This is a genomic window from Roseivirga sp. (assembly GCF_965216855.1).
In the GTDB taxonomy this organism is placed as follows: Bacteria; Bacteroidota; Bacteroidia; order Cytophagales; family Cyclobacteriaceae; genus Roseivirga.
The window spans coordinates 1,743,937-1,765,581 of record NZ_OZ244204.1 but is presented as its reverse complement, the minus strand read 5'-3'; the positions used below and the strand labels follow the sequence as shown (position 1 = coordinate 1,765,581).

General features: G+C 43.5%; 23 protein-coding genes. 8 read left to right on the top strand and 15 right to left on the bottom strand.

Annotated features, from left to right (window positions below):
• Positions 1-17 precede the first annotated feature (17 nt).
• A complete protein-coding gene (locus ACOOEY_RS07950) occupies positions 18-233 on the top strand; it encodes a hypothetical protein (protein WP_420388133.1) in 216 nt (71 codons plus the stop codon).
• Positions 234-527: a type II toxin-antitoxin system RelE/ParE family toxin gene (locus ACOOEY_RS07945; RefSeq protein WP_420388132.1), complete on the top strand. Its 294-nt coding sequence runs from the start codon at positions 234-236 to the stop codon at positions 525-527.
• 201 nt (positions 528-728) lie between these two features.
• Here the strand turns inward: ACOOEY_RS07945 and ACOOEY_RS07940 are convergent, their stop codons facing one another.
• The 5 genes from ACOOEY_RS07940 to ACOOEY_RS07920 form a co-directional block, all read right to left on the bottom strand.
• Positions 729-1,391 carry a phosphatidylserine decarboxylase family protein gene (locus ACOOEY_RS07940; RefSeq protein ID WP_420388131.1) on the bottom strand — a complete coding sequence of 221 codons (663 nt, stop codon included), beginning with the start codon at positions 1,389-1,391 and terminating at the stop codon, positions 729-731.
• A gap of 4 nt (positions 1,392-1,395) precedes the next feature.
• A complete protein-coding gene (locus ACOOEY_RS07935) occupies positions 1,396-2,673 on the bottom strand; it encodes a Glu/Leu/Phe/Val family dehydrogenase (RefSeq protein ID WP_420388130.1) in 1,278 nt (425 codons plus the stop codon).
• 85 nt (positions 2,674-2,758) lie between these two features.
• Positions 2,759-3,571: a phosphatidate cytidylyltransferase gene (locus tag ACOOEY_RS07930; protein WP_420388129.1), complete on the bottom strand. Its 813-nt coding sequence runs from the start codon at positions 3,569-3,571 to the stop codon at positions 2,759-2,761.
• Positions 3,564-3,776: a hypothetical protein gene (locus tag ACOOEY_RS07925; protein ID WP_420388128.1), complete on the bottom strand. Its 213-nt coding sequence runs from the start codon at positions 3,774-3,776 to the stop codon at positions 3,564-3,566. Before ACOOEY_RS07925 ends, ACOOEY_RS07930 begins: the two co-directional genes overlap by 8 nt.
• The gene (locus ACOOEY_RS07920) at positions 3,773-4,720 is read right to left on the bottom strand and encodes a CPBP family intramembrane glutamic endopeptidase (protein WP_420388127.1); all 948 of its coding nucleotides are present in this window, start codon (positions 4,718-4,720) and stop codon (positions 3,773-3,775) included. The genes ACOOEY_RS07925 and ACOOEY_RS07920 overlap by 4 nt, the downstream gene beginning before the upstream one ends.
• A gap of 35 nt (positions 4,721-4,755) precedes the next feature.
• Here ACOOEY_RS07920 and dusB point away from each other — a divergent pair, with 35 nt between their 5' ends.
• Entirely contained in the window at positions 4,756-5,751 is a 996-nt protein-coding gene (dusB, locus tag ACOOEY_RS07915) for a tRNA dihydrouridine synthase DusB (protein WP_420388126.1), read from the top strand.
• A 53-nt stretch (positions 5,752-5,804) separates the two neighbouring features.
• A complete protein-coding gene (locus ACOOEY_RS07910; RefSeq protein WP_420388125.1) occupies positions 5,805-6,725 on the top strand; it encodes a DMT family transporter in 921 nt (306 codons plus the stop codon).
• On the opposite strand, the gene ACOOEY_RS07905 is transcribed toward ACOOEY_RS07910, so the two are convergent.
• Positions 6,718-7,551 (bottom strand): endonuclease/exonuclease/phosphatase family protein, encoded by an 834-nt coding sequence (locus ACOOEY_RS07905; RefSeq protein ID WP_420388124.1) that lies wholly within the window; start codon positions 7,549-7,551, stop codon positions 6,718-6,720. The two genes, ACOOEY_RS07910 and ACOOEY_RS07905, sit on opposite strands and share 8 nt — an antisense overlap.
• A gap of 156 nt (positions 7,552-7,707) precedes the next feature.
• On the opposite strand from ACOOEY_RS07905, the gene ACOOEY_RS07900 reads away from it, so the two are divergent.
• Entirely contained in the window at positions 7,708-10,110 is a 2,403-nt protein-coding gene (locus ACOOEY_RS07900) for an ABC transporter permease (protein WP_420388123.1), read from the top strand.
• Positions 10,111-10,186: 76 nt separating this feature from the next.
• Positions 10,187-11,509, top strand: a complete 1,323-nt coding sequence (locus ACOOEY_RS07895) for a hypothetical protein (protein ID WP_420388122.1) — start codon at positions 10,187-10,189, stop codon at positions 11,507-11,509.
• Position 11,510: 1 nt separating this feature from the next.
• On the opposite strand, the gene ACOOEY_RS07890 is transcribed toward ACOOEY_RS07895, so the two are convergent.
• Genes ACOOEY_RS07890 through ACOOEY_RS07875 form a run of 4 tightly spaced genes read right to left on the bottom strand, consistent with a single transcriptional unit; the run spans position 11,511 to position 13,381 of the window.
• Positions 11,511-11,693 (bottom strand): hypothetical protein, encoded by a 183-nt coding sequence (locus ACOOEY_RS07890; protein ID WP_420388121.1) that lies wholly within the window; start codon positions 11,691-11,693, stop codon positions 11,511-11,513.
• A gap of 3 nt (positions 11,694-11,696) precedes the next feature.
• Positions 11,697-12,149 (bottom strand): YybH family protein, encoded by a 453-nt coding sequence (locus tag ACOOEY_RS07885; protein WP_420388120.1) that lies wholly within the window; start codon positions 12,147-12,149, stop codon positions 11,697-11,699.
• Positions 12,150-12,178: 29 nt separating this feature from the next.
• A complete protein-coding gene (locus ACOOEY_RS07880) occupies positions 12,179-12,742 on the bottom strand; it encodes a DinB family protein (RefSeq protein WP_420388119.1) in 564 nt (187 codons plus the stop codon).
• A 54-nt stretch (positions 12,743-12,796) separates the two neighbouring features.
• On the bottom strand, positions 12,797-13,381 hold the full coding sequence (locus ACOOEY_RS07875) for a Crp/Fnr family transcriptional regulator (protein WP_420388118.1): 585 nt from the start codon (positions 13,379-13,381) through the stop codon (positions 12,797-12,799).
• A 55-nt stretch (positions 13,382-13,436) separates the two neighbouring features.
• Here ACOOEY_RS07875 and ACOOEY_RS07870 point away from each other — a divergent pair, with 55 nt between their 5' ends.
• Together ACOOEY_RS07870 and ACOOEY_RS07865 are read left to right on the top strand one after the other, a co-directional pair.
• The gene (locus tag ACOOEY_RS07870; RefSeq protein ID WP_420388117.1) at positions 13,437-13,610 is read left to right on the top strand and encodes a hypothetical protein; all 174 of its coding nucleotides are present in this window, start codon (positions 13,437-13,439) and stop codon (positions 13,608-13,610) included.
• Positions 13,603-14,082: a nucleotidyltransferase gene (locus ACOOEY_RS07865; RefSeq protein ID WP_420388116.1), complete on the top strand. Its 480-nt coding sequence runs from the start codon at positions 13,603-13,605 to the stop codon at positions 14,080-14,082. Before ACOOEY_RS07870 ends, ACOOEY_RS07865 begins: the two co-directional genes overlap by 8 nt.
• On the opposite strand, the gene ACOOEY_RS07860 is transcribed toward ACOOEY_RS07865, so the two are convergent.
• The 5 genes from ACOOEY_RS07860 to ACOOEY_RS07840 all read right to left on the bottom strand — a co-directional run bounded on the left by ACOOEY_RS07860 (position 14,068) and on the right by ACOOEY_RS07840 (position 21,597).
• On the bottom strand, positions 14,068-14,814 hold the full coding sequence (locus tag ACOOEY_RS07860) for a sulfite exporter TauE/SafE family protein (protein ID WP_420388115.1): 747 nt from the start codon (positions 14,812-14,814) through the stop codon (positions 14,068-14,070). The two genes, ACOOEY_RS07865 and ACOOEY_RS07860, sit on opposite strands and share 15 nt — an antisense overlap.
• Before the next feature lie 124 nt (positions 14,815-14,938).
• A complete protein-coding gene (locus ACOOEY_RS07855; RefSeq protein WP_420388114.1) occupies positions 14,939-16,396 on the bottom strand; it encodes a M20/M25/M40 family metallo-hydrolase in 1,458 nt (485 codons plus the stop codon).
• A 69-nt stretch (positions 16,397-16,465) separates the two neighbouring features.
• Positions 16,466-17,821, bottom strand: coding sequence for an MFS transporter (locus ACOOEY_RS07850; RefSeq protein ID WP_420388113.1), 1,356 nt, complete (start codon positions 17,819-17,821; stop codon positions 16,466-16,468).
• A gap of 6 nt (positions 17,822-17,827) precedes the next feature.
• Entirely contained in the window at positions 17,828-19,201 is a 1,374-nt protein-coding gene (locus ACOOEY_RS07845) for an alpha-amylase family glycosyl hydrolase (RefSeq protein WP_420388112.1), read from the bottom strand.
• Positions 19,192-21,597 carry a TIM-barrel domain-containing protein gene (locus tag ACOOEY_RS07840; protein ID WP_420388111.1) on the bottom strand — a complete coding sequence of 802 codons (2,406 nt, stop codon included), beginning with the start codon at positions 21,595-21,597 and terminating at the stop codon, positions 19,192-19,194. The genes ACOOEY_RS07845 and ACOOEY_RS07840 overlap by 10 nt, the downstream gene beginning before the upstream one ends.
• Positions 21,598-21,645 lie beyond the last annotated feature (48 nt).

The following is a 21,645-nucleotide window of genomic DNA, read 5'->3' as shown; positions in this document are numbered from 1 at the left end:
TCGTTATCTTTAAAACAATGACAACAATTACGATTTCAGAGAATATCAATCTTCGAAAGAAACATTTCGAGTCTGTCGAAGAATTTCAGACTTATCTTTTGCTGTCAAGGCAAGAGGAGGATTTGAGTGAAGGACATAAGACTATTTTAGATGAGCGCTTGGAGGAGATGGAGCGTTTTCCGGAGAAAAGCATCAATCTTGAAGAATTAAAAAAGCGAATAAAGAGAAGGTAAATGTCTAGCCTTCAAATACGCACACACGCCCAACTGGATATTCAAGAGATTGTCGATTACTATGATGGAATATCTTCAGTTATTACAGACAAGTTCCTTGACCAATTGTATCAGTCATTAGATTTTCTGGCTGAGCATCCTAAGAATTTTCAAGTAAAGTATCGAAATACAAGGGTTTACTATCTTAAGGATTTTCCCTTTGGAATACATTACTTAGAAAGGAATGATCTGGTGGTTGTTCTGGCTGTGCTGCATACAAGTCGCAACCCAAAGGTCTGGAAAACTCGATCTTAAGCAATCCAATGGGGTCCATGCTTTTGGTCTCTTCCTGTAAAAGCAGATTTTCACCAGCAAGTTGATAGGGTTAAAAGCTTGATTGTTTTGGTCTAACAGGTAAATAAGCACCTCACAAGACCAACAAAGGCAAGAAGTTCAGATTAACGGAACGAATTCAATTTTAAATAATTGGAGAAACCAGAAAGACTAAACTAAGGCTTACTTTAACTCAGCAATCACAGTTTGTCCACCACGCGTAACCTGCCCCATTTCCACTTTAACGTCAGCATCAAGCGGGAGGAATAAGTCTACACGGGAGCCAAATTTGATAAAGCCGAATTCACGTCCCTGAATTACACTGTCTCCCTCATTGATATACCATTTGATTCTTCTGGCGGCTGCTCCGGCAATTTGCCTGATCAGTATCTCAACATTCTTATGAATCTGGTAAACTACGGTTGTTCTTTCGTTTTCGGTGCTTGACTTGGGGTGCCAGGCTACCAGGTATTTACCCGGATGATATTTAAAGTATTTGATGAGTCCCGTGACCGGGTTTCGGTTTACATGCACATTAGTAGGTGACATGAAGATAGATACCTGGATTCTTTCCTTTCCACGAAAGTATTCGTCTTCTGTGGTGGTTTCAATCACTACCACTTTACCATCGGCAGGAGCCAGGATTTGCTTTTCATTGAGTTCAATTTTTCTGGCAGGATTCCTGAAAAACTGAAGAAAGAATAGGAAGATGATCAAGGATACTCCTCCGATAATGCCTTTCAGTATATCTCCAAAAGGAGCCAGAATAATGATGCCGGCATTAAGAACCAATAAAATAAAGAAGAGGACTGTTAACAATCCTCTTCCTTCCTTGTGTACTTTCATATAGTTAAAAACCTCCTCTGAACTTATAGGTTTCAGCTACCTTCTCAATGGCTACAACATAAGCCGCTATTCTCATAGGGATGTCGTATTTCTGAGAGGCATTATAAACCTTGTCAAAGGCATCTTTCATAATTCTGTCAGACCTTCTGTTTACGCGCTCGCGAGTCCACTTATAGCCTAAACGGTTTTGTACCCACTCGAAGTAAGAAACGGTTACACCACCAGCATTGGCCAGGATATCAGGCACAGCCATAATTCCCTTTTCGTTGATCACTTTGTCAGCTTCAGCAGATGTTGGTCCGTTGGCACCTTCTACAATCAACTTAGCCTTAATCTGGTCTACATTGCCCAGGTGAATAACATCTTCTACAGCTGCAGGTACGAGCACATCGACTTCCAAAGTAAGAAGTTCTTCAGGCTTGTCCATCAGGGTTGCACCAGTATAGCCTTCGAGAGTTCCGTTGTTATTATCGCGGTACTCAATAGCTTTCTTAATGTCTATTCCCTTCTCGTTGTAATAAGCACCTGAAATGTCGCTGATCGAAACAACAGTACATCCTCTTTCTTCCAATAGAAGTGCAGCAAAAGAACCTACATTACCAAATCCTTGCACAGCAATTGAAGCATGGTAAGGGTTGATTTTTAGTTTTTCCATGGCTGCCAGGGCAGAAACCATTACACCACGACCTGTCGCTTCAACACGGCCAAGTGAACCACCTAGAACGAGAGGCTTTCCTGTTACAACGGCATTGACTGTGGTTCCCATAGAACGTGAATACTCATCCATCAGCCAGGCCATCTCTCTGGGGCCAGTTCCCATATCAGGGGCAGGTATGTCCCTGTCGGGACCAAAAACGCCAGACATTGCTTGCGTATAAGCACGGGTCAATCTTTCAATTTCACCGGCAGACATTTGCCTTGGGTTGCACTTAATACCCCCCTTGGCACCACCGTATGGAATATCCACAACGGCACATTTCCATGTCATCCACGCTGCAAGTGCCTTCACTTCGTCCAAATGCACATCCATGGCGTAACGAACGCCACCTTTTGAAGGCCCCAAAATATTCGAGTGGATCACGCGGTGACCTTCGAACACTTGAATAGAGCCATCATCCATAGTGATGGGGAGTGAAACAGAGACTTGCTTTGAGGGTGACTTTAAAACATTGTAAACTTGTTCGTCCAGTCCCAGCACCTCGGCCGCAATATTGAACCTGGACATCATTGACTCAAAAGGATTGGATTTATCCTTAATCGGAGCCGGTTCGATGTAACCCATAGGGAGTATTTTGTTGTTTAAGACGGGGCAAAATTAACTAAATTTTAAGCGAATATGTCCAACCCCATTGGCCTTATTTTCTGAATTAAAGTATAAAGTGAAGGTAGGCCGTAGTGAACGGTAAGCTAAGGAGTAGTCCATCAAATCTATCGAGAAAGCCCCCATGTCCCGGTAAACTGCGTCCTGAGTCCTTTATTGCCAATGTTCTTTTGAATAGAGATTCCGCAAGATCGCCAATAGTGCCAAACACTCCGATGATAACTGCCAGACCTAACCACTCATAAAGATTCATAATGCCAAAGATTGAAAAGCCTGCATAGGCCAGAATAAGCCCGAAAACAAAACCACCAATGGTTCCTTCCCAGGTTTTCTTGGGAGATACTTTTTCAAAAAGCTTGGTTTTTCCTATCGTTTTGCCAACAAAGTAGGCTCCCGTGTCATTAGCCCATTGCAAAAAAAGCATACCCAGTATCAGCTCGTACTGATATTCACCTCCGATAAAGGCAATGGGATGCATAAGTGCAAAAGGAAAAGCGATGTAAACCACTCCTAAGGTGGTAATGGCCAGGCAACTGATGGCATGCGATGTTTTCATCGCCTGCAAAGGATAAATAAATACTATGGCAAAAAGAGCAGGCAAAAGCCAGAAAAGCTCTGCCGAAAGTTCTAACTGAAAATAACAGAAGAACAGCACATAGGTGATGAGCGAAAAGCCAAGTCCCCAGACTTCATAAGGTCTTCTGCCTGATTGACGGGCCAAACCGTAGAATTCTTTCAGGGTAATGAGCATAATGAGTACAAAAACAGCAGCGAAAGCCCAGGGAGAAAGAACCGTTGCGGCAATGATAGCTCCAACACCTATAAGAGCTGTTAATATCCGCAGGGCTAAATTATTCATTGTTAAAGCTGATCTGTTCGTTGATAATTTTTAGAGCTCTGATTACACTATCAGGGTTTACCTTAACCTCCAACTGACCAAATTTATAAGCATGGTCCTGAAGATTTAAAACAATCGCAGCAAAGCCCTCATTGTTCAAAACATCTTTGACAATTTCAGCCTGGTGTGGAATAGTAGTGCGGTAAACTGTTTGCCAACTGCTCACTCTTGTGATTTTGACCGAAGATACTGATTTCTGAAAAGAACCATAAATGCAACGAAAAATACCGCAGCGATAATCTGCCAGACCAGAGGTACAGTTTCGGTATCGTCAAGATTGACTTCTGATTCTGAAAACTGAGCTGAATAAGCAAGAATAACTCCGATGCCATTGTTCACAGCGTGTGCGATAATTGGGTACCAGATGTTGCCCGACCATACATAAAGGTAGCCAAAGGCCGCTCCAAGCATCATCCTCGGCAACAGACCAAAGAACTGCATGTGAATAGCGCCAAAGATGAAGGCAGATATCCAGATGGCAACATGCTTGTTTTTAGCCAGACGATGCAGGCTGTTTTGCAGAACTCCCCGGAACATAATTTCCTCACCAATACCGGGCAAAATAGAAATGGCGATAAGTCCGAAAATAAACTCGCCTATATTATTGAAAGTGGTAAAACGCTCAGTGGCCTCAGCCAATTGATCTTCCATTTCTCTGGCCCACTGCTCAAAACCTGACATGAATTCAGGAAAGTGGAAATTCTCATTCCATTCTATGAATATGGAGTTAACCACCATAAAGGCTGCTGTAGCCAAAACAGTGAGGATCAAAGGGATTGCGCTTACACCTTTTTCGTTTGAAAGAACTGAGATGCTTTTGTTGGCAAGTACCTTTAAGTAAAACCATGGTGTAACAAAGGTGAATATCAGGGTATAGCCAATTTGACTCACTAAAACCTGAGTCAGACTCATATGATCATAAATGGCATTTGGGTCAGACATGAGTGTGGCCATATCAGCACCATTAGAAAAGGCAAAAACAAATGCTGCAATGGCACCTACAAACTGGCCAACAAAGAAGCCTACTATTAGAAATCCCAGGACAATTAAAAATGAAGCTCTCTCCGATCTTCCTCCCGTAATATCAATTCCCTTGTCAAGTCTCGTCATAATGGCGTAAATTTACGCGAAAATTTGAATAGCCCTTGGTACAGATAGGAAACGTAGAGGTTGGAGATTTTCCATTGCTGCTTGCCCCCATGGAGGATGTGAGTGATCCGCCATTCAGAGCAGTGTGTAAAGAGAATGGTGCAGATTTGATGTACACCGAGTTTATTTCGTCAGAAGGATTGATCAGAAATGCCGAGAAGAGTGTGCAGAAGCTGGATATCTATGACTACGAAAGACCGATTGGTATTCAGATTTTTGGTGACAAAATTGAATCCATGCGTCAGGCAGCTGCTATTGCTGAAGAAGCTCAGCCTGAAATCGTAGATATTAACTATGGCTGTCCGGTTAAGAAAGTAGCCTGCAAGGGGGCTGGTGCAGGAATACTGCTCGATATCCCGAAAATGCAGAAGATGACGGAAGAGATTGTCAAACAGGTACAGCTTCCGGTTACTGTAAAAACGCGCCTGGGTTGGGACGATAGTACCATTAAAATTGTAGAGGTGGCCAAGCGCCTTCAGGATGTGGGTATTAAAGCGCTGACAATCCATGGTAGAACCAGAGTACAGATGTACAAGGGTGTTGCCGACTGGACCAAAATTGCTGAAGTTAAAAACCACCCTGATATTCATATTCCAATTTTCGGTAATGGTGATATCGACTCTCCGCAGAAAGCGCTGGAGTATAAGCAGAAGTATGAAGTGGATGGTATTATGATTGGCAGGGCCAGTATTGGCTATCCCTGGATTTTCAATGAGATCAAGCATTTCATGAAAACCGGTGAATTACTCGATCCACCAAGCATGGCGGAGAGAGTGCAAACCGCTAAAAAGCATCTGAGTTTCTCTTTGGAATGGAAAAATGAAAGACAGGGTATCTATGAAATGAGAAGGCATTATACTAACTATTTCAGAGGGGTGCCCAATTTCAAACCTTACAGATCGAGGCTGGTAGAGTCGGAAGACCCGGAAGAACTTTTTGCTATTCTCGATGAAGTAGCCGATGAGTTTGCGGGGGCTTATTCAATGGCATGATTTCGCTTCGCTACATTCATTAATTATTCTACATTTGGGCTTCTTTCAGAAGCATGAAAAATACCAATGTACTTGCCTGGGCTATCTTGGCCATCCTTTCTCTGATCTGGGGAACCAGTTTCATCTTAATTAAGAAGGGTTTAGTAGTTTATAATCCAGGTGAAGTGGGTGCTATCAGAATTCTGGCTGCCTGTCTTTTTCTGGTTCCGGTAAGTATACCAAAAGTCAGAAAGCTGACAGCAAGGCAATTAAAGTTGCTCTTTTTAATTGGTATGGTGGGCACCTTTGGTCCGGCATTCCTATTTGCTCTTGGTCAGACCCGATTAGATAGTGGTATTACTGGTGTTCTGAATGGGCTGACCCCAATCTTTACCCTGATAATCGGAGCGGTATTCTTCAAGCAGAAGTTTAACAGGGGAAATTACATTGGTATCATACTCGCTTTTATCGGAACGGTGGTACTTCTAACAGCTGGTAGTGGAGGTGAAATCAGCGAGTTCAATTACTACGCCCTGTTCATAGTACTTGCTACGGCCTGTTATGGTACCAATCTCAATGTGATTAAGTTTTATCTGTCAGACTTGACACCGGTAGTGATCACCAGTGTGAGTATTCTACTGGTCGGCCCTCTGGCCGGGCTTTATCTTGTTTTCGGAACGGACTTCTCTGTGAAACTGGCCACAGAACCAGGGGCGGTAAAGGCCTTAGGTTATCTCAGCTTACTGGGAGTTATGAGTACTTCACTGGCCCTGATCTTATTCAATAAACTGGTACAACTTACTACTCCGATTTTTTCAAGCACCGTTACTTACCTCATTCCTATTGTTGCCTTAACATGGGGAATACTAGATGGCGAAGTTATTATAGTAGGTCAGGTTGTGGGGATAGTAGCCATTCTGTTGGGTGTTATTATCAATAACAGAAGAAGAGCTAAAGCACAAAAGGCTCAAAGCCTCGGAAAGGGCACTAATTAAAACTGAATTTCCCCACTATTGGATAATGGTCTGAAGGAAAAAAGAACTTGTTTTTCCATCGGTCTATGGTGAAGCTATTCAACTGCAGGTCATCGGCTTTCAGGTAAAAGATATAGTCAATTCGTTCACAGTGACTGCCACCATTCCAGTTATGGTAAGTACAGCCTTCCAGTTCATCGCCCTTATAGGTGTCTTCAAAATACTCCTTTATCCTTTGGATGTTTTCACCTTGCGGAACCTCATTGAAGTCTCCGAGTAGAATGGTGGGCATGGGCTCTACTTCCGTCATCAATTTTCTGAGCAGTAGCTCCACACTTCTTTCCCGGCTGTAAACTGAGCGATGATCCAGGTGAGCATTAAGCAGGCGAAGCTTTTTACCAGTTGACTTATGTTCGAGAATTACCAATGTCGCAATTCTGGGTAGTGTATTTCCCCAGCTTTTGGTGGCCGGCTCATCGGGAGTATCAGAGAACCAGAAAGTTTCATCCTCAACCACCTTCCAGGTTTTCTTATTGTAGAAGACTGCGTTCGATTCGCCCTTTTTCTCTTCTAAAGTTCTCGATCGAAATACCACATCGAGTTGCGAAACTTCATCCAGAATTTCATCTACCTGAAGAGGTAGTGCCTCCTGGGTAGCAATAATGCCATCTTTGTAGCGATTGAAAATGGTCATAACCCGTCCGCGTCTGCTTTTCCATTTATTTTCACCATCTCCGGGTGTTCCATAGCGGATATTAAATGAGACTACTTCAAATTCCTGTGCCTGAGTTTGATGTGTGATAAGTAGGTTGAAAAATATTAGTCCTACCAGAAAAGCATTTCGCATACATAAAAGTGGTAAATCCACGCAAAACAGACAAGTCAGGAACTTGATTGCTTTCAATTTGACTTTACATGCAACCCTGTAAATGCTAACTTGTCCCTTATTGTAATTCGTACAAGCTTAAATTGTACGTACTAACACTCAAATCAAAAAAAGGTCATGCTCAAAAACTATTTTAAGGTTGCGCTCAGAAATCTTCTGAAGCACAAAGGATTTTCATTTATCAATATTGTAGGGCTCTCGGTAGGGCTCACCTGCTGTTTACTCATTGGTCTCTATATCAATGAAGAAATGAGCTACGATAAGTTTCATGAGAATGCTGATGAAACCTATCGCTTTACCAGAGAATTTATGAGTCAGGATGGTAGCACCTCGCTGCACTTATCGCGGCTGGCCCCACCGTTTGCTCACTACCTCAGAGATTACTATGAAGGGGATATTGATAAAATTGGTCGTTTTATCACCACTTCCGGTACTGTAGAATATGGCGAAAAGCTATTCAATGAGAGTGATCTGGCATTTGCCGATCCGGAGATAGTAGATATCCTGACTTTCGAAACCATTGAAGGGAACCTGAAGGATGCGCTTCAAAAACCAGGGTCCGTTGTGATCTCCAAAAGTCTGGCTGAGAAATATTTCGGTAATGAAGACCCAATGGGTAAAACCATCAGAGTTTTCGATCAGGTAGATTTATTGGTTCAGGGAGTTTACAGCGACTGGCCTGAGAATTCAAGTTTTGAACTCAATATGATGGCTGACTTCTCAGCCATGGAGCAGTTTTATGGTGGACGAGAAAACCTGCTACAGGCCTGGGGTAGTAACAACTTTACCACACTCTTTACTTTAACAGAAACCGGAAGTATTGATGGTATCCTGGGTAGAATGGAGGAATTCCTCAAAATCCAATTGGGAGAAACGGCTCCAACCTGGACACGACTTCATGTACAGAAACTGACCGATATTCACTTGCACTCTAGCTTGTCAGATGAGTTGGGAGAGAACTCGGATATTACTTATGTCTATATTTTCACTTCTATTGCTGTTTTAATTCTTTTGATAGCCTGTATTAACTACATGAACCTGGCCACGGCAAGATCGACCAGAAGGGCCAAAGAAGTGGGCATGCGCAAAGTATTTGGGGCAGGAAAAACCAGTCTGATTAACCAATTCCTGATTGAGTCTATGGTGCTTACCCTGTTTGCGGTAGTACTCTCGATTGGAGCCACTTCAGTAATTCTCCCTTTCTTCAGACAGTTTACAGATCTTCAGCTGAACTTTAATGTGGTAGATAATTTCGGATTACTGGCCATAATATTTGGAAGTGCCTTGTTAGTAGGAGTATTGGCTGGAAGCTATCCGGCATTTTACCTGTCAGCTTTCAGGCCACTGGAAGTCATGAGAGGTAGTAAAGGTTCGGCACCAGGTAAATCTGGTTTGTTGAGAAAAATACTTGTGGTAGCTCAGTTTTCTATTTCTGTAGTGCTCATCATTTCCACTGTAGTGGTGGTGCAGCAGCTCAACTTTATGCAGAATAAGAACCTGGGTTATGATAAAGATCAGATGATGATTCTGAATGTCAGTCAGGAAGTGGCGGCTAATTTCCAAACCTTCAAGAATGAACTGACCAATATTTCAGGAGTAAAATCGGTAGGAGGTTCCAGTAGAATTCCTTCAGGGCAGTTGCTCGATTCACAAGGAGCTCAGGCCGAAGTAGACGGACAAATGCAACCTACCCAAGTGGTCATTAAGCAATTACAGATTGATCCTGACTTTATTCCGAACTACCAGATGGAGGTCATAGCCGGAAGAAATTTCTCTGACGACTGGAGCCGGGACTCGGCCAACTTTATCTTGAATGAAAAATCTGTGGAGATTATTGGCTGGGAAGGCCCGGAAGACGCCATCGGCAAAAGAATGAATTATGGAGGTGTAGTCGGTAGAGTGATCGGGGTGGTAAAGGATTTCCACTTTGAGTCTTTACAGAGTGAAATTGTTCCGGTGATTATGGAAAATAACCGAAACAGAATGCAATACCTGTCCATTAAAATTGAGGGGCAAAACCTGAGAAGCTCGGTGAGTGAGATTGAGCAGAAGTATGCTGAATTTTCTCCTAACTCACCTATCCGCTACAATTTCCTCAATGAAAGATTCGACAACCTATATCAGTCGGAGTCACAGAGGAGTGAGCTTTTTACTATTTTCTCTGGTCTGGCGATTTTCCTGGCCTGTCTTGGTTTATTTGGTTTAGCCTCATTCACTGTAGCACAAAGAGGTAAGGAAATCAGTATCAGAAAGGTTTTAGGAGCTTCTGTTAATCAGATTGTATCTACGCTAAGCAAGGAGTTCGTCATTTTAGTAGGAATTGCCATGCTTCTGGCCGCCCCGGTGGGTTGGTATTTTATGAGTGACTGGTTAGGTGGATATGCCTACAGAATTAGTCTGGGTGCTTTGCCTTTTGTTATCGCAGGAGGTGTGGCCTTGTCTATTGCCTTTATCACCATTAGCATGCAGACCTTCAAAGCCGCATTTTCAAATCCGGCTACCCGATTGAGGGAAGATTAGTTGTTTAAAGTTGCTAATCAATTAACTGAGAGTATTTCAACTTAGTTTTTAGTTATAAAGTGCCTTTATTGCTTTCATGAAGTTGATAAAGGCATTTTTATTTTTTCTTACTCTGGCCTTAACTGCCTGCGGAGGTGCTGATAATGAGCAGACGCTTCAAGAGGCTGGGCCTCCATCGGAAACCTTACCAACCACAGCCGAACTTGTCCTAAAGGATTCTATTATGATTGATGTAATGGGTAACCTGAGCATCTATGATTATAATGCCCGTACCGGGTTATTCCTGGCTGGCGATATCGGTGCGGGGATTATCATGATGGGGGCCAGGCAAAAGTTTAATACACTAGGGCATCTGGTAATTGATCAGAAAGGCCAAATCATTCAGCAGTTTAAGAGGTTCGACCGGGGTCCTGAAGGATTTGGGAGTAATGCGATGGACAATTTCTTTATCGGTGATAGTACTATTGGCGTGCTTTCGAAACTCGGGCTTTTTCAGTATGGATTAGATGGTTCTTTTATCAAGAAGTATAAAGAGATCAATACACTAGACTTTATTGGTTTCTCACAGCATAAAATTGCTGCGGCCGATGACAAGGGTAATCTGGCGCTGGGCCTGGCTAAAGGTCTGGAAGAAGCCGGTCGTGCCTGGGACAGTCTTTTTCAGATTGTTAAGCCCATGCGCTTCTATGATCTTAATGCCTATGAAACAGGTTACGAGGCATTGGAGACCGGAGAAAAGGCAAAGTATGGATTTCCCGATGACCCGGTGTATTACCCGGAAAACGACTATGGTGTAAGGCAATTTCCGCCTCATGTAGTATATAATGATGCCAGAAAAGAAGTCTATGTTATGTACCCCAAAATTAAAGTGTTGGAGGTTTATGATATGGAGACTGGTGAGTCGAAAGGTGAGATTGATTTAGCTCCTGAGCATTTTGGAGATCCGGTGAAGTCAGGTTCAGTAGCAGGAGCCATTGGTGGATATGAAGGCCTGGCCTGGCTCAATAGAGGTGGGCGCATGGCTAGCTCTGATTACCTGCATATAATTCAACTGGGTGAGTATACTCTGTTGAGGTATAGTACAGCCATTCCTATGGATGTTTTAAACCCGCTGATTAATGCGGGTTATAGAAAGGATGACAGATGGCCATCAGTGAGGAGGGAGCATTATAAGTTTTATTATCAACTCTTTAAGGATGGCAAAAAGGTGGTGCCTGATTTTCAGATTCCACAGCTGGAACCTCAAAAAGGACAAATGGAGTTTAATGTACATTCATTAACCAGAGGAGTGATTGTTGGAGGCGATGGCTTGAATCGCTTATATGTGTATATGCCCAATGATGGTGACTTTGAGCGTGATTATGAACTCATCTATGTGTATGAGATTAGGCTCAAATAGCCTAGTCTTTGTTGCGCTGCCTGTTGATCATTTCAAAGCCGAAACCCATGGCAATACCAACCGCCATGCCTATTGCGAGGTTATCCATCGCTATGCCAATACCTGCTCCAATGGCGATGCCGGTACCAATTCCTACACCTCTGGGGCGCTTTACTTGCTTGTTATCTTTGTCTTCACTGCTCATGAGTTAATTATTTAAGGCGCTCCACATATCTGCTGACATCCGCCATTGGCCATCAGCTTCTTTTCGCCAGGTAATCAGGTATTGCCCCCTGAAAGTAATCGTATCTCCATTCCTTACTGATTTGCCTTCATAGTAACCAAAATCCTTCGCCATGTCACCTGATACTTCCAGTTCGACAGGTGTGGAGGCATGTTCCAATACTTTGACGGATGCCGGAAGCCTCCAATAATTGGTCACTTCCTCTTTCCCACGAATCATTTCCCTGCTTCCCGACATAATGACGATATCATCGGTATAATATGACATCTGCTCTTCAAGATTTCCATCCATATAGGCCTGAGAAAAGGCCTTAGAGGCAACGGCTATGGCGGCTTTCTCTGCTTCAGGATCAGTTGAAGGAGTTCCGCATGAATACAAAAAGGGGATTATTAGAGCAGAAAGTAGTATTCGTTTCATCAAGTTGAATGTAACGAATACTCATGGGATTAGACTATGGCATTCTTGATTCTTTTGACCTGAAGCACATGTCGGTCCAGGTGACCTAAAAGAAAACGGAAGGCATCGCCTAATCTGAGCTTAACCAATGGGCCCAATGCAGTGGGTACTTTTACTTTATTCAGGCTGTAGTTCGATGATTTTCTGATCAACTCAATTAATTGCTCATGCGTCTGGAAAAACTCTTCAATGGCAGATTTGGAATCCAATGCCTGACGGGGGTCCATCGACTTGAAGGTCTTCATGGTATTCTTTATTTCTCCGTTGTCTTTTGGGGAGATCATTTTAGTGAAGTAGTCACCCTTCCAGTGTGATTTGAAGAAATCATCAGGCTTTTGACTATACTTCTGATATGCCTTTTCAATATTCTTTACATAGATTTCATTGGCAATGCTTAGGTGTTTCAGACATTGAAGAATACTCCATTTCCCTGGAGCTTCCTGGGTGTTCAGTTCTTCATCGCTTAAACCGGAGATAGCATTTCTGACTTCAGAAAGTGCGTTTTCGCATTGTGCGATAGAATTGTCTATATGTTCCTGAGCTTTGATCTGCATTTTTTGCTGTAAAATAAATCGTTCAGATTTTAAGATGTATTGATATAGATCAAGTTATTCTTGGGCCCACTTTTTCCTCATCCTGGAAAAGGTTTCAGGGGTCATCCCCAAATATGAGGCTAAATGTTTTTGAGGTACCAATTGGAGTACATGCGGACTTTGATGCATCAGGCGTTTGAACTTCTCTTCCGCAGTATCTGCCAACAGACTCCTGATAAATATACCCAATCCGAACATTACCTGTTGATTGAATTTGAACAGCCACTCTTTCACAAAGGGATGCTTTTCCTGTAGTTCCATAAGACTTTGATGGTGAAGTCTGAGGCCGGTAGTATCTACCAGAGCCTCTACCGTCCAGTCAGAAGGACGCTGGAAAATGAGAGAGTCATATACCCCACTAAACTCGCCATTGTACGAAAAGCCCATATTGTATTCCTGTCCGTTCTTTTCGAAATAGCCTCTCAAGAGACCTTCATGGATGTAATAAAAGTATTTCTCTACCTCTCCACATAAGGTAACAGGCTGGTTGCGCTTCACTTCATAAGGCTTCCAAGCCTGATGAAAGATATTCCAGTCTGCCTCTGAAAGACTAACAAACTGACTGATGCTTTTGCGCAATCCCTGCTTTACTTCTTCCATGTGGGAAATTATTAAATCGGGACCATTTTTGATAGCTTTATAAGTGGCCAAAGAAATGCGAATACATAAAAATCACGAGGAAGCTGAGCGCTACGTTCTGGAGCAGGGATTCAAAAGAACTCCTGAAGAAAGAATTCTTTGGTTATTGAAGCATATAAAGACAATGCAAAGATTTAATCCAATCAAAAGGAAGCCAGGGGGATATGTATTAAGAAGAAAGGATGGATGATTTTTATTTGAAAGTGGTCCAAAGCTTCAATACTGAAGGAGTGAAGTATCTGGTGGTCGGTGGCTTTGCTGTCAACTTTCATGGATATAATCGATCTACGGCAGATCTTGATTTGTGGGTTTCGAATGAAGAGGACAATCTCGATAGGATTCATAGAGCCATTGAAACGGTTGGTTTTGAGTTTGATGAAGATGCCAGTGAGGAACTGAGATCGGATCGTATGGTTTCCTTTTCTGACTCCAACTCCGTTGTCGAACTGATGACCAGGTTAAATATAAGTGAGGAAGTAGGTTTTGAATTGGCTTATCAAAGCGCTGTTTCCAAAACAGTAGAAGGAGTTGAGATGAAGGTCATTTCATTCCATGATCTCAAAAGGGAAAAGGCAAAGTCGAAACGTTATAAAGACCTTGATGACCTTTCTAAGCTGGAGGAAGCGGAGGCTTTTTATGCCCGTAAATCAGGAAAAGAATAGCTTAATAGCGAAAGCTATGGCCGTAAACATCACAAAGTACCGAATATACTTCTCATTTACTTTGGTGCTCCATCGGCTGGTCAACCAACCTCCTGCACCATTTCCCGCTGCCAAGGCCAATCCCAGCTCCCAATTGATAATGCCTGAATAAATAAAGACACCAAGGGCAGAAAGGGTATAGATAAGTACAGTAAGTGACTTGATCATGTTGATCTTAATGATGCTAAAGTGGTGAATGAAGGACAATGAAGCAATAATCAAATAACCGACCCCTGCCTGAATGAATCCTCCATAAATACCAATGAAGAAGAAGGTGACGAGCCCAATGATCCTGGACTTTCGGTTGGTACGAATGCCCTCACCGGAGTTCACCCTTTTACCAAACACCATGTAGGCCACAATCATGACGATGACTGCTGCCAGGATTTTGTTGAAAGTATCTCCCTTAATATCAACTGCTATATAGGAACCCAGAATAGCTCCGATAAAAGAAGTAACTCCCAGCCAGATATCGTAAGCTTCGGTTTTAACACCCTTGGATTGATAACCTTTCCATGACAATAAGCCATTGAAAAAGACCCCAATGCGATTGGTGGCATTGGCTACATTGGGAGGGAGCCCCAGAAAGATAAGGGCGGGTAAAGTAAGCAGAGAACCTCCTCCTGCCAGTGTATTGATAACACCTGCAATCAGGCCGACTGCAAAGAGCAGGAGGATGTTCCAGATTTCCATCGTTAAGTGTTGAGTTTGTTAAGCATTAAGTCCAGGCGGAAGTGTCAACAAAAACCTTCATAATAATTGCTGTGACTTTCATGTGGATAATATGCGATAATCTATCGGACAGGGAGATGTTATTCTAATCTTCCCATCTCCAGTCACCACCAATCTGAAGTTTAAGCTTCAGGTTATGGCCCTCCAAAAAGGCTTTGGTAGCAGCATCGTCAAGCTTTTCAGTTGGCAGCTTCTCAGCATCGGCCAGAGCATATAGCATCATGGAACTGAAGCGCACATTGTTAACCATGTGCTCTCTGTTGACCAGGTCGAAGTCATCGCAGTCTGAGTGGTAGCAACCGTAAATCGATCTGTCGAGATTTGAGCTCGGAGAAGTGTAAGGAACTCCCTGAAGCATAAACGGCTGGTGGTCACTATGCAATCCGGCACCGTTAGACACCTGATTTTTGAAGGTTGAAGAATCAACCGCCATAATCTCCAGTCCTACGGTTTTGAAAAATGCTTCTGCTTCAGGGCGGCCACCCGTTCCGAATCCAACAGGATTACCTGACATGTCCTGATTCATCACATATTTGATCTGATCGATAGTGCCATTGGCTACCGCCTGATTCACCATATACCTGGAGCCAAGCAGTCCTTCTTCTTCACCCATGAACATAACAAACTGAACAGTTCTTTTAGGTTGAAGGTCCAGTGCAGCGAATGTTCTGGCCATATCCAAAACCGCAAATGAGCCAATACCATTGTCGATGGCACCTGTTGCCAGGTCCCATGAGTCAAGGTGGCCTCCAACGATTACTTTCTCATCCGGGAATTCGCTACCCTTAATGGTGGCAATTACATTTCTGGCATTGATCAAACCCGACTGATTGGTCATATGAATCTCAGCATATTGCTGGCTGTTCTTTAAAGTCTCTTTCAGGGCCATACCATCTTCCTTGCCAATACACACAGCGGGAATATCGATTAAACTACCGGTCACGGAGGCTGTACCTGTCAGCAGTACACCGTCATCCACCTGATTGATAATGATGATGCCGATAGCGCCATTTTTTATGGCCAAAGCAGTCTTCTCAGATCGGTGAAGGTTTTGGGTGCCCTGAGGGCTTCCAGGAAGAACGCCAATGTATACGAGAGCGATTTTGCCCTCAACAGCTCCAGGTTTAGCTTCGTAATCAGCTTCCAGGCCATTGCCCATATCTACAATAGCGGCATTGATATCAGCTTCTACCGGTGAGTGAGCCAAGGTAACAGAAGGAACTGCTTCTTTTCTTCCTTTCGGGCCGATCTTCACTTCCAGTTCTCCTCTTGACCATGATTCTACTTCAAAAGGCTGGTATTCCACTTCAAGGCCATAACTCTTCATCAGGTTATAGGTGTATTCCTCAGCTTTGGCTCCTTCTTCAGAACCTGTTAAGCGGTGACCGATCGTTCTGGTGGCTTCTTCCAGTGTTTCATAGGCTTTGGAGTTAGCCAGGGCCTCTTCATTGATCTTTTGAAAAACAGTGGCTCGATCATCTTTTTGAGGGGTGCAGCTAAAAATAATGACTGATACAAAAAGTAGTAAGATGGGTTTTTTCATAATTAACAGAGTTGAGCGGTGAAGTTAAAAAGAAAAAGCAGCGGTTAAGCTGCTTTTTAAATGATTGGTTTATGCTGTGAGTGCAGGGTCGTCATTATCTTTTACAAACCTCAGGGTGAAGGCGGCCAGAATCATAAATACGCCAGACATAACAATGGCGAAGATAGGATTACCTCCATACAGATTCTTTACTATAGGACCACCAATAATCGCATTGATGATTTGTGGGAAAACGATGAAGAAGTTAAAGAGCCCCATATAGATTCCCATTTTTTTAAGTGGTATTGATCCGGCAAGAATTGCATATGGCATCGCTAAAATACTGCCCCAGGCAATCCCAACTCCAACCATTGATCCAATGAGCCAATATTTATCCGGAGCCAAATACATCGATATCAGTCCAATTCCGCCAATAACCAGAGACAAGGCATGGGTTTGTTTTCTACCCAGCTTGGCAGCAATAGAGGGTAGTAAAAAGGCATAAATGGCCGAAACTAAATTGTAGACCCCGAATATGATTCCAACCCAATCTCCGGCATCCTGATATGAGCTTGAAGAAGTGTCATCGGTTGGTAATCCCCATATGTGATGGGCGATGGCGGGTGTAGTAAATACCCACATGCCAAACAAAGCAAACCAGGAAAAGAACTGGACCAACCCTAATTGCTTCATGGTGGTTGGCATAGCAGCTATGTCTTGCAATATTTGGCTAAAACCTCTTTTCTCAGGAAGCTCATTTACCTCCGGCTCCCTTTCTTCTTCAAAAGCAGCTGTTTCTTCGGGACTATACTCCTTAGTAGTAGTAACTGTGATGAGTATGGTTACAATGAGTACTACAGCTCCACAGATAAAGGATACTATTAAGCTGGGTGGCACGGTGCCCGGCTCAGCAGTATTGGAAATGCCGAACCAATTGGTAACTGCCCAAGGCAGCCAGGAACCAATTACTGCTCCTAGTCCAATCAATACCGTTTGAATACTAAAGCCTAAGGTTGTTTGATCACCTGGCAATTTGTCGGCTACCAAAGCTCTGAAAGGTTCCATAGCCACGTTGAAACTGGCGTCCATAATCATCAGGAACCCAGCCCCAACCCATAATGCAGGTAAAAAAGCAATGAACAGATCAGCCTGTGGCATTAGAATAAGACCCACAGAGGCCAATAAAGCACCAGTTAGAAAATAGGGTCTTCTTCTTCCAAGTTTGGTCCAGGTCTTATCACTATAATGTCCTATGATGGGTTGAACAATCATTCCTGTTAAAGGAGCTACTACCCAGAACCAGGATAATTCTTCGACATTGGCTCCAAAAATCTGGAGGATACGGCTGGCATTAGCATTTTGAAGAGCAAAGCCCATCTGAATTCCGAGGAACCCGAAACTCATATTCCATATCTGGGCAAAACTAAGGCGAGGTTTCGTTTGCATATCTTTTTATTTAGAGAAGACTCTGTATCCGTTGGTTGGCTGGCTTTGTTGAATTCCAACTACTATATTCTCCCCTCCAAAAACATCCTGCATTGGGCCATAATCCATATCGATGGTAAATTCAACCGGCTGGTCTGTCACATTGATCATGGTAATGACCTCATGATCATCTTTTACCCTTTTGAAGGCAAGAACCTGATCGTCAGCTGAAGTGGTAATCCATTCCAGACTTCCTCCGGCTTCTCCATTCCACAAGGCTGGATTGTCTTCTTTTAGTTTGAAGAGGGTCTGGAACAAGTCTGAGAAAACATAACCCCCGGACCAGTCGATTGGGTCTTTTTCAAAGAACTCTAATCGTTTGGTGTTATTGACTTCTTGTCCCGAGTACACCAGAGGCATTCCATAGGTGGTTGCGGCAAATACGAACCAGGGACTTTGTCCCTCGCCAAAGAATTCTTCCGCTGTGCCATTCCATGAGTTCTCATCATGATTGGTCACAATGTTCATCTTAATATAGCCCTCCGGGTATCTGGCAAAATCGCGGGCATACATGTCTTTAATCACCTGTGGCTTTTCTTCTCCGGAGGCTACCTGGCGCATCAGGTGCATCAATTCCCAGGCATAAGTCATGTCAAAGGCTTTTTCATGATGCTCTGGTTCCTGACCTTCAGAAAGCATAAAAACTGGCTTGATAGCATCGAGTGCAGGTCTTACGTCATTCCAAAAATCGGTCGGTACACTTTCAGCCACATCGCAGCGGTAGCCATCAATGTTGAATTCGGTGATCCAGTACTTCATAGCATCCAGCATAGCGGCTCTCATTTCAGGGTTGTCATAGTTGAGGTCTATCACATCGGACCAATCCGGTACCGGTGGTTGGAAATTACCTTCCTCGGTGAGGTTATAGTAATCGGGATGATCGATCGTCCATACATGATCCCATCCGGTATGGTTTGGTACCCAGTCAATGATTGCCTTCATTCCATTGTCATGGATGGTGTTCACCAGGTTCTGGAAATCTTCATCCGTGCCAAATTCAGGGTTAACAGCTTTGTAGTCTTGTACCGCATAATAGCTGCCTAAGCTTCCCTTTTTATTCTTTTCGCTAATTGGGTGAATTGGCATTAACCAGATGATATCTATGCCCATAGCGGCAATTCTCGGGACATCTTCTGCAAAGGCGTTGAAAGTGCCCTCCTGGGTATGTTGGCGAATATTGGCTTCGTAGATTACCGCATCTTTGCTCCACTCCGGATGTACAACTCCCTGATGGGCTTCTTCTTTTGTTTCTTTCTGCTCGGTTTTACCACAGCTCACTGCCAGAACAAGGCAGCAAAGTATGAGTAAAGACTGATGTATATTTTTTCTGATTATTTCCATTGAATCTTGATTTCAGTGTCTTTCAATTCTGTTTCCAGTGTCTTTAAGGCTTTAATCTGATAGTTTCTCTTCTCTCTTTGAGGAAGCGGGTCAAATTCAGTAACAGGATCAATCAGACGGATATCTTCCATTACGTAATTTACTGATTCGCCATTGATTTCGAAGTAATCTGCCTCAAAACCGTGTAGATATACCTTGAGCTTTTGAAAAGCAGAACCCAGTTTTCCTTCTCTGGCAGAAAGGATTAGGGTATTCGACTCTCCGTTGAGCTGTATTTGTCTTTTGTAGAAATGTCCCTCTTTAAAGTCATAGGTAGAACCATCATCTTCATAGTATAACTGTTCTGAATTTTGCCGGCTGAAGTAGATATGGAGCCTTAATGTACCATCGGCTGCTTCCTGCGTAGTCTGAACGGTGTTTTGCATAGGTATAATGGCCCCGGCCTTAGCATAAACGGGAAGGTCTTCCATGGTGGTTTCTACCACAAGGTGCTGGCCACCCTGAACTTTCTCGTCTGTGAAGAAGTGATACCATTCTCCTTCAGGAAGGTAAATCTTAGCGTACTGCTGTTCGCTGGTTGTTGGGCATACGAGTAGCCACTGTCCCAAAGTAAACTCGTCCTGTGCACTACCCCCATAGATGTTATGGTCATTGTAATAATCTACAGCCAATGAACGGTTGAGGGGTAGTCCGTTGCTATGTGCTTCATAAGCAAGAGAGTAGATATAAGGCATGAGCTTATAGCGCAGGTTGATGTAGTTTCTGGCAATTTCTTCCACCTCTTCACCATAGGCCCAGGGTTCTGAATCTCTTACATTTACCATACTGTGCACGCGGAAGAAAGGAGCGAAGGTGGCTACTGCGAGCCAACGGGCAAACAGTGCTGGACCCGATTCTCCCACAAAACCACCAATATCATAACCCGCAATAGGTACTCCGGCCATGCCAAGGCTATTGACCAGGCGGACACCCAACAGCATATGGTCATCTCCCGCCACATTGTCTCCGGTCCAAACGGCTGAATAGCGTTGAACACCCGAGAAGCCGGAGCGGGTGAGCGTGAAGGGTCTCTTATTACCGAGTTGTTTTCTGGCTCCCTCGAAAGTGGCCCTTACCATTTGGAAACCGTAAACATTCCTAGCCTTTTTATGAGAGGTTTGTTGACCGTCATAGTCGAACTCAATCATGTTGGGAATGTCTTGTCCCCAGCAGGCAGGTTCGTTCATGTCATTCCAGAAACCTTCCAGACCAAGGTCGGTGTAGAACTTGAGCTCATCAGCCCACCAGTCTCTTCCTTTTTCGGAGGTGAAATCTGTAAAGTGGCTATTGCCAGGCCAGACGCCTGCTTCATACCGACTGCCATCAGGGTATTTTACAAAGACGTCCTGTTCAATACCCCGGTCATAAGTACCATAGCCCGGTTTGGTTGCTATGCCAGGGTCAAGAATGACAACGACTTTGAATCCCTGAGATTCCAGCTTTTCGATCAATGCCTTAGGGTCAGGGAATCTTTCATTGTCGAAAGTGAAAGCCATATAGTCTTTCATATAATGGATGTCGAGGTAAATGACATCGGCAGGGATCTTTTTATTTCTGAAGGTGTCTGCAATATTATAGACCTCATGGTCGGGGTAATAGCTATATCGACACTGCTGAAACCCGAGGCTCCACTTTGGAGGGAGTTCACAGGTGCCGGTTAGCTTCGCATACTCCTGAATTACCTGAGCAACTGTATCGCCCTGGATAAAGTAGTAATTCAGATCGCCTGCTTCAGCGGAGAAATAACTGAATCGGTTATTGTTTGAAGTGCCGAAATTGAAATGACTCTTGAAAGTATTGTCAAGGAAAATACCGTAAGGCTTTCCTTCTCTTACCCCAATGAAGAATGGGGTAGACATGTACAGTGGGTCAGTATCATTATTGAATCCAAAGGCATCGGAGTTCCAATTGTCGAAAGAAGAACCTCTTCTGTTCAGCCCTCCTCCCTTTTCACCCATACCCAGGAATATCTCATCCTGGGCCAGACTCTTATAGTTAGTGACTTCATGTCCGAGCCAGCTAATGCCAAAACCTGGATCATCAGCATTCAATATTTCTCCACACTTAGTCTTGAAGGTGATCCTCATAGGAGACTTTTGAACCTCTACAGAAAGGTGAGGAGAGTGGAGCTCCAACCTGTCGTCTTTTTCCCGGGCATCTATTCCTGTCTTCTGTGGAGTGAGGATGACTGAAAAAGGATAATGCTCAAAGCTATCGTTCAATGAGGCCTGAACACGACAGATTCTTTCGTTGTAAAAGGTTAGGGCGAATTTTTTATTTCCGGCCTGGCCCTCGAAGCCATTTTCTTTCCAGTTAAAAGAGGTAATGGTTCCTATAGATTCATTCTTATAGTTCATCCTGATATATCTTGTTGCTGAATCTCTCAGTAGTTAATCAGGTGAAAA

Bases quoted from the DNA above. Each gene is read 5' to 3' on its own strand.
- ACOOEY_RS07845 (WP_420388112.1), bottom strand. From the start codon at position 19,201: ATGGAAATAATCAGAAAAAATATACATCAGTCTTTACTCATACTTTGC.
- ACOOEY_RS07900 (WP_420388123.1), top strand. From the start codon at position 7,708: ATGCTCAAAAACTATTTTAAGGTTGCGCTCAGAAATCTTCTGAAGCAC.
- ACOOEY_RS07855 (WP_420388114.1), bottom strand. From the start codon at position 16,396: ATGAAAAAACCCATCTTACTACTTTTTGTATCAGTCATTATTTTTAGC.
- ACOOEY_RS07870 (WP_420388117.1), top strand. From the start codon at position 13,437: ATGCGAATACATAAAAATCACGAGGAAGCTGAGCGCTACGTTCTGGAG.
- ACOOEY_RS07880 (WP_420388119.1), bottom strand. From the start codon at position 12,742: ATGCAGATCAAAGCTCAGGAACATATAGACAATTCTATCGCACAATGC.
- ACOOEY_RS07935 (WP_420388130.1), bottom strand. From the start codon at position 2,673: ATGGGTTACATCGAACCGGCTCCGATTAAGGATAAATCCAATCCTTTT.
- ACOOEY_RS07940 (WP_420388131.1), bottom strand. From the start codon at position 1,391: ATGAAAGTACACAAGGAAGGAAGAGGATTGTTAACAGTCCTCTTCTTT.
- ACOOEY_RS07910 (WP_420388125.1), top strand. From the start codon at position 5,805: ATGAAAAATACCAATGTACTTGCCTGGGCTATCTTGGCCATCCTTTCT.
- ACOOEY_RS07860 (WP_420388115.1), bottom strand. From the start codon at position 14,814: ATGGAAATCTGGAACATCCTCCTGCTCTTTGCAGTCGGCCTGATTGCA.
- ACOOEY_RS07875 (WP_420388118.1), bottom strand. From the start codon at position 13,381: ATGGAAGAAGTAAAGCAGGGATTGCGCAAAAGCATCAGTCAGTTTGTT.
- ACOOEY_RS07840 (WP_420388111.1), bottom strand. From the start codon at position 21,597: ATGAACTATAAGAATGAATCTATAGGAACCATTACCTCTTTTAACTGG.
- ACOOEY_RS07890 (WP_420388121.1), bottom strand. From the start codon at position 11,693: ATGAGCAGTGAAGACAAAGATAACAAGCAAGTAAAGCGCCCCAGAGGT.
- ACOOEY_RS07895 (WP_420388122.1), top strand. From the start codon at position 10,187: ATGAAGTTGATAAAGGCATTTTTATTTTTTCTTACTCTGGCCTTAACT.
- ACOOEY_RS07920 (WP_420388127.1), bottom strand. From the start codon at position 4,720: ATGACGAGACTTGACAAGGGAATTGATATTACGGGAGGAAGATCGGAG.
- ACOOEY_RS07905 (WP_420388124.1), bottom strand. From the start codon at position 7,551: ATGCGAAATGCTTTTCTGGTAGGACTAATATTTTTCAACCTACTTATC.
- ACOOEY_RS07950 (WP_420388133.1), top strand. From the start codon at position 18: ATGACAACAATTACGATTTCAGAGAATATCAATCTTCGAAAGAAACAT.
- ACOOEY_RS07930 (WP_420388129.1), bottom strand. From the start codon at position 3,571: ATGAATAATTTAGCCCTGCGGATATTAACAGCTCTTATAGGTGTTGGA.
- ACOOEY_RS07945 (WP_420388132.1), top strand. From the start codon at position 234: ATGTCTAGCCTTCAAATACGCACACACGCCCAACTGGATATTCAAGAG.
- ACOOEY_RS07850 (WP_420388113.1), bottom strand. From the start codon at position 17,821: ATGCAAACGAAACCTCGCCTTAGTTTTGCCCAGATATGGAATATGAGT.
- ACOOEY_RS07885 (WP_420388120.1), bottom strand. From the start codon at position 12,149: ATGAAACGAATACTACTTTCTGCTCTAATAATCCCCTTTTTGTATTCA.
- ACOOEY_RS07865 (WP_420388116.1), top strand. From the start codon at position 13,603: ATGGATGATTTTTATTTGAAAGTGGTCCAAAGCTTCAATACTGAAGGA.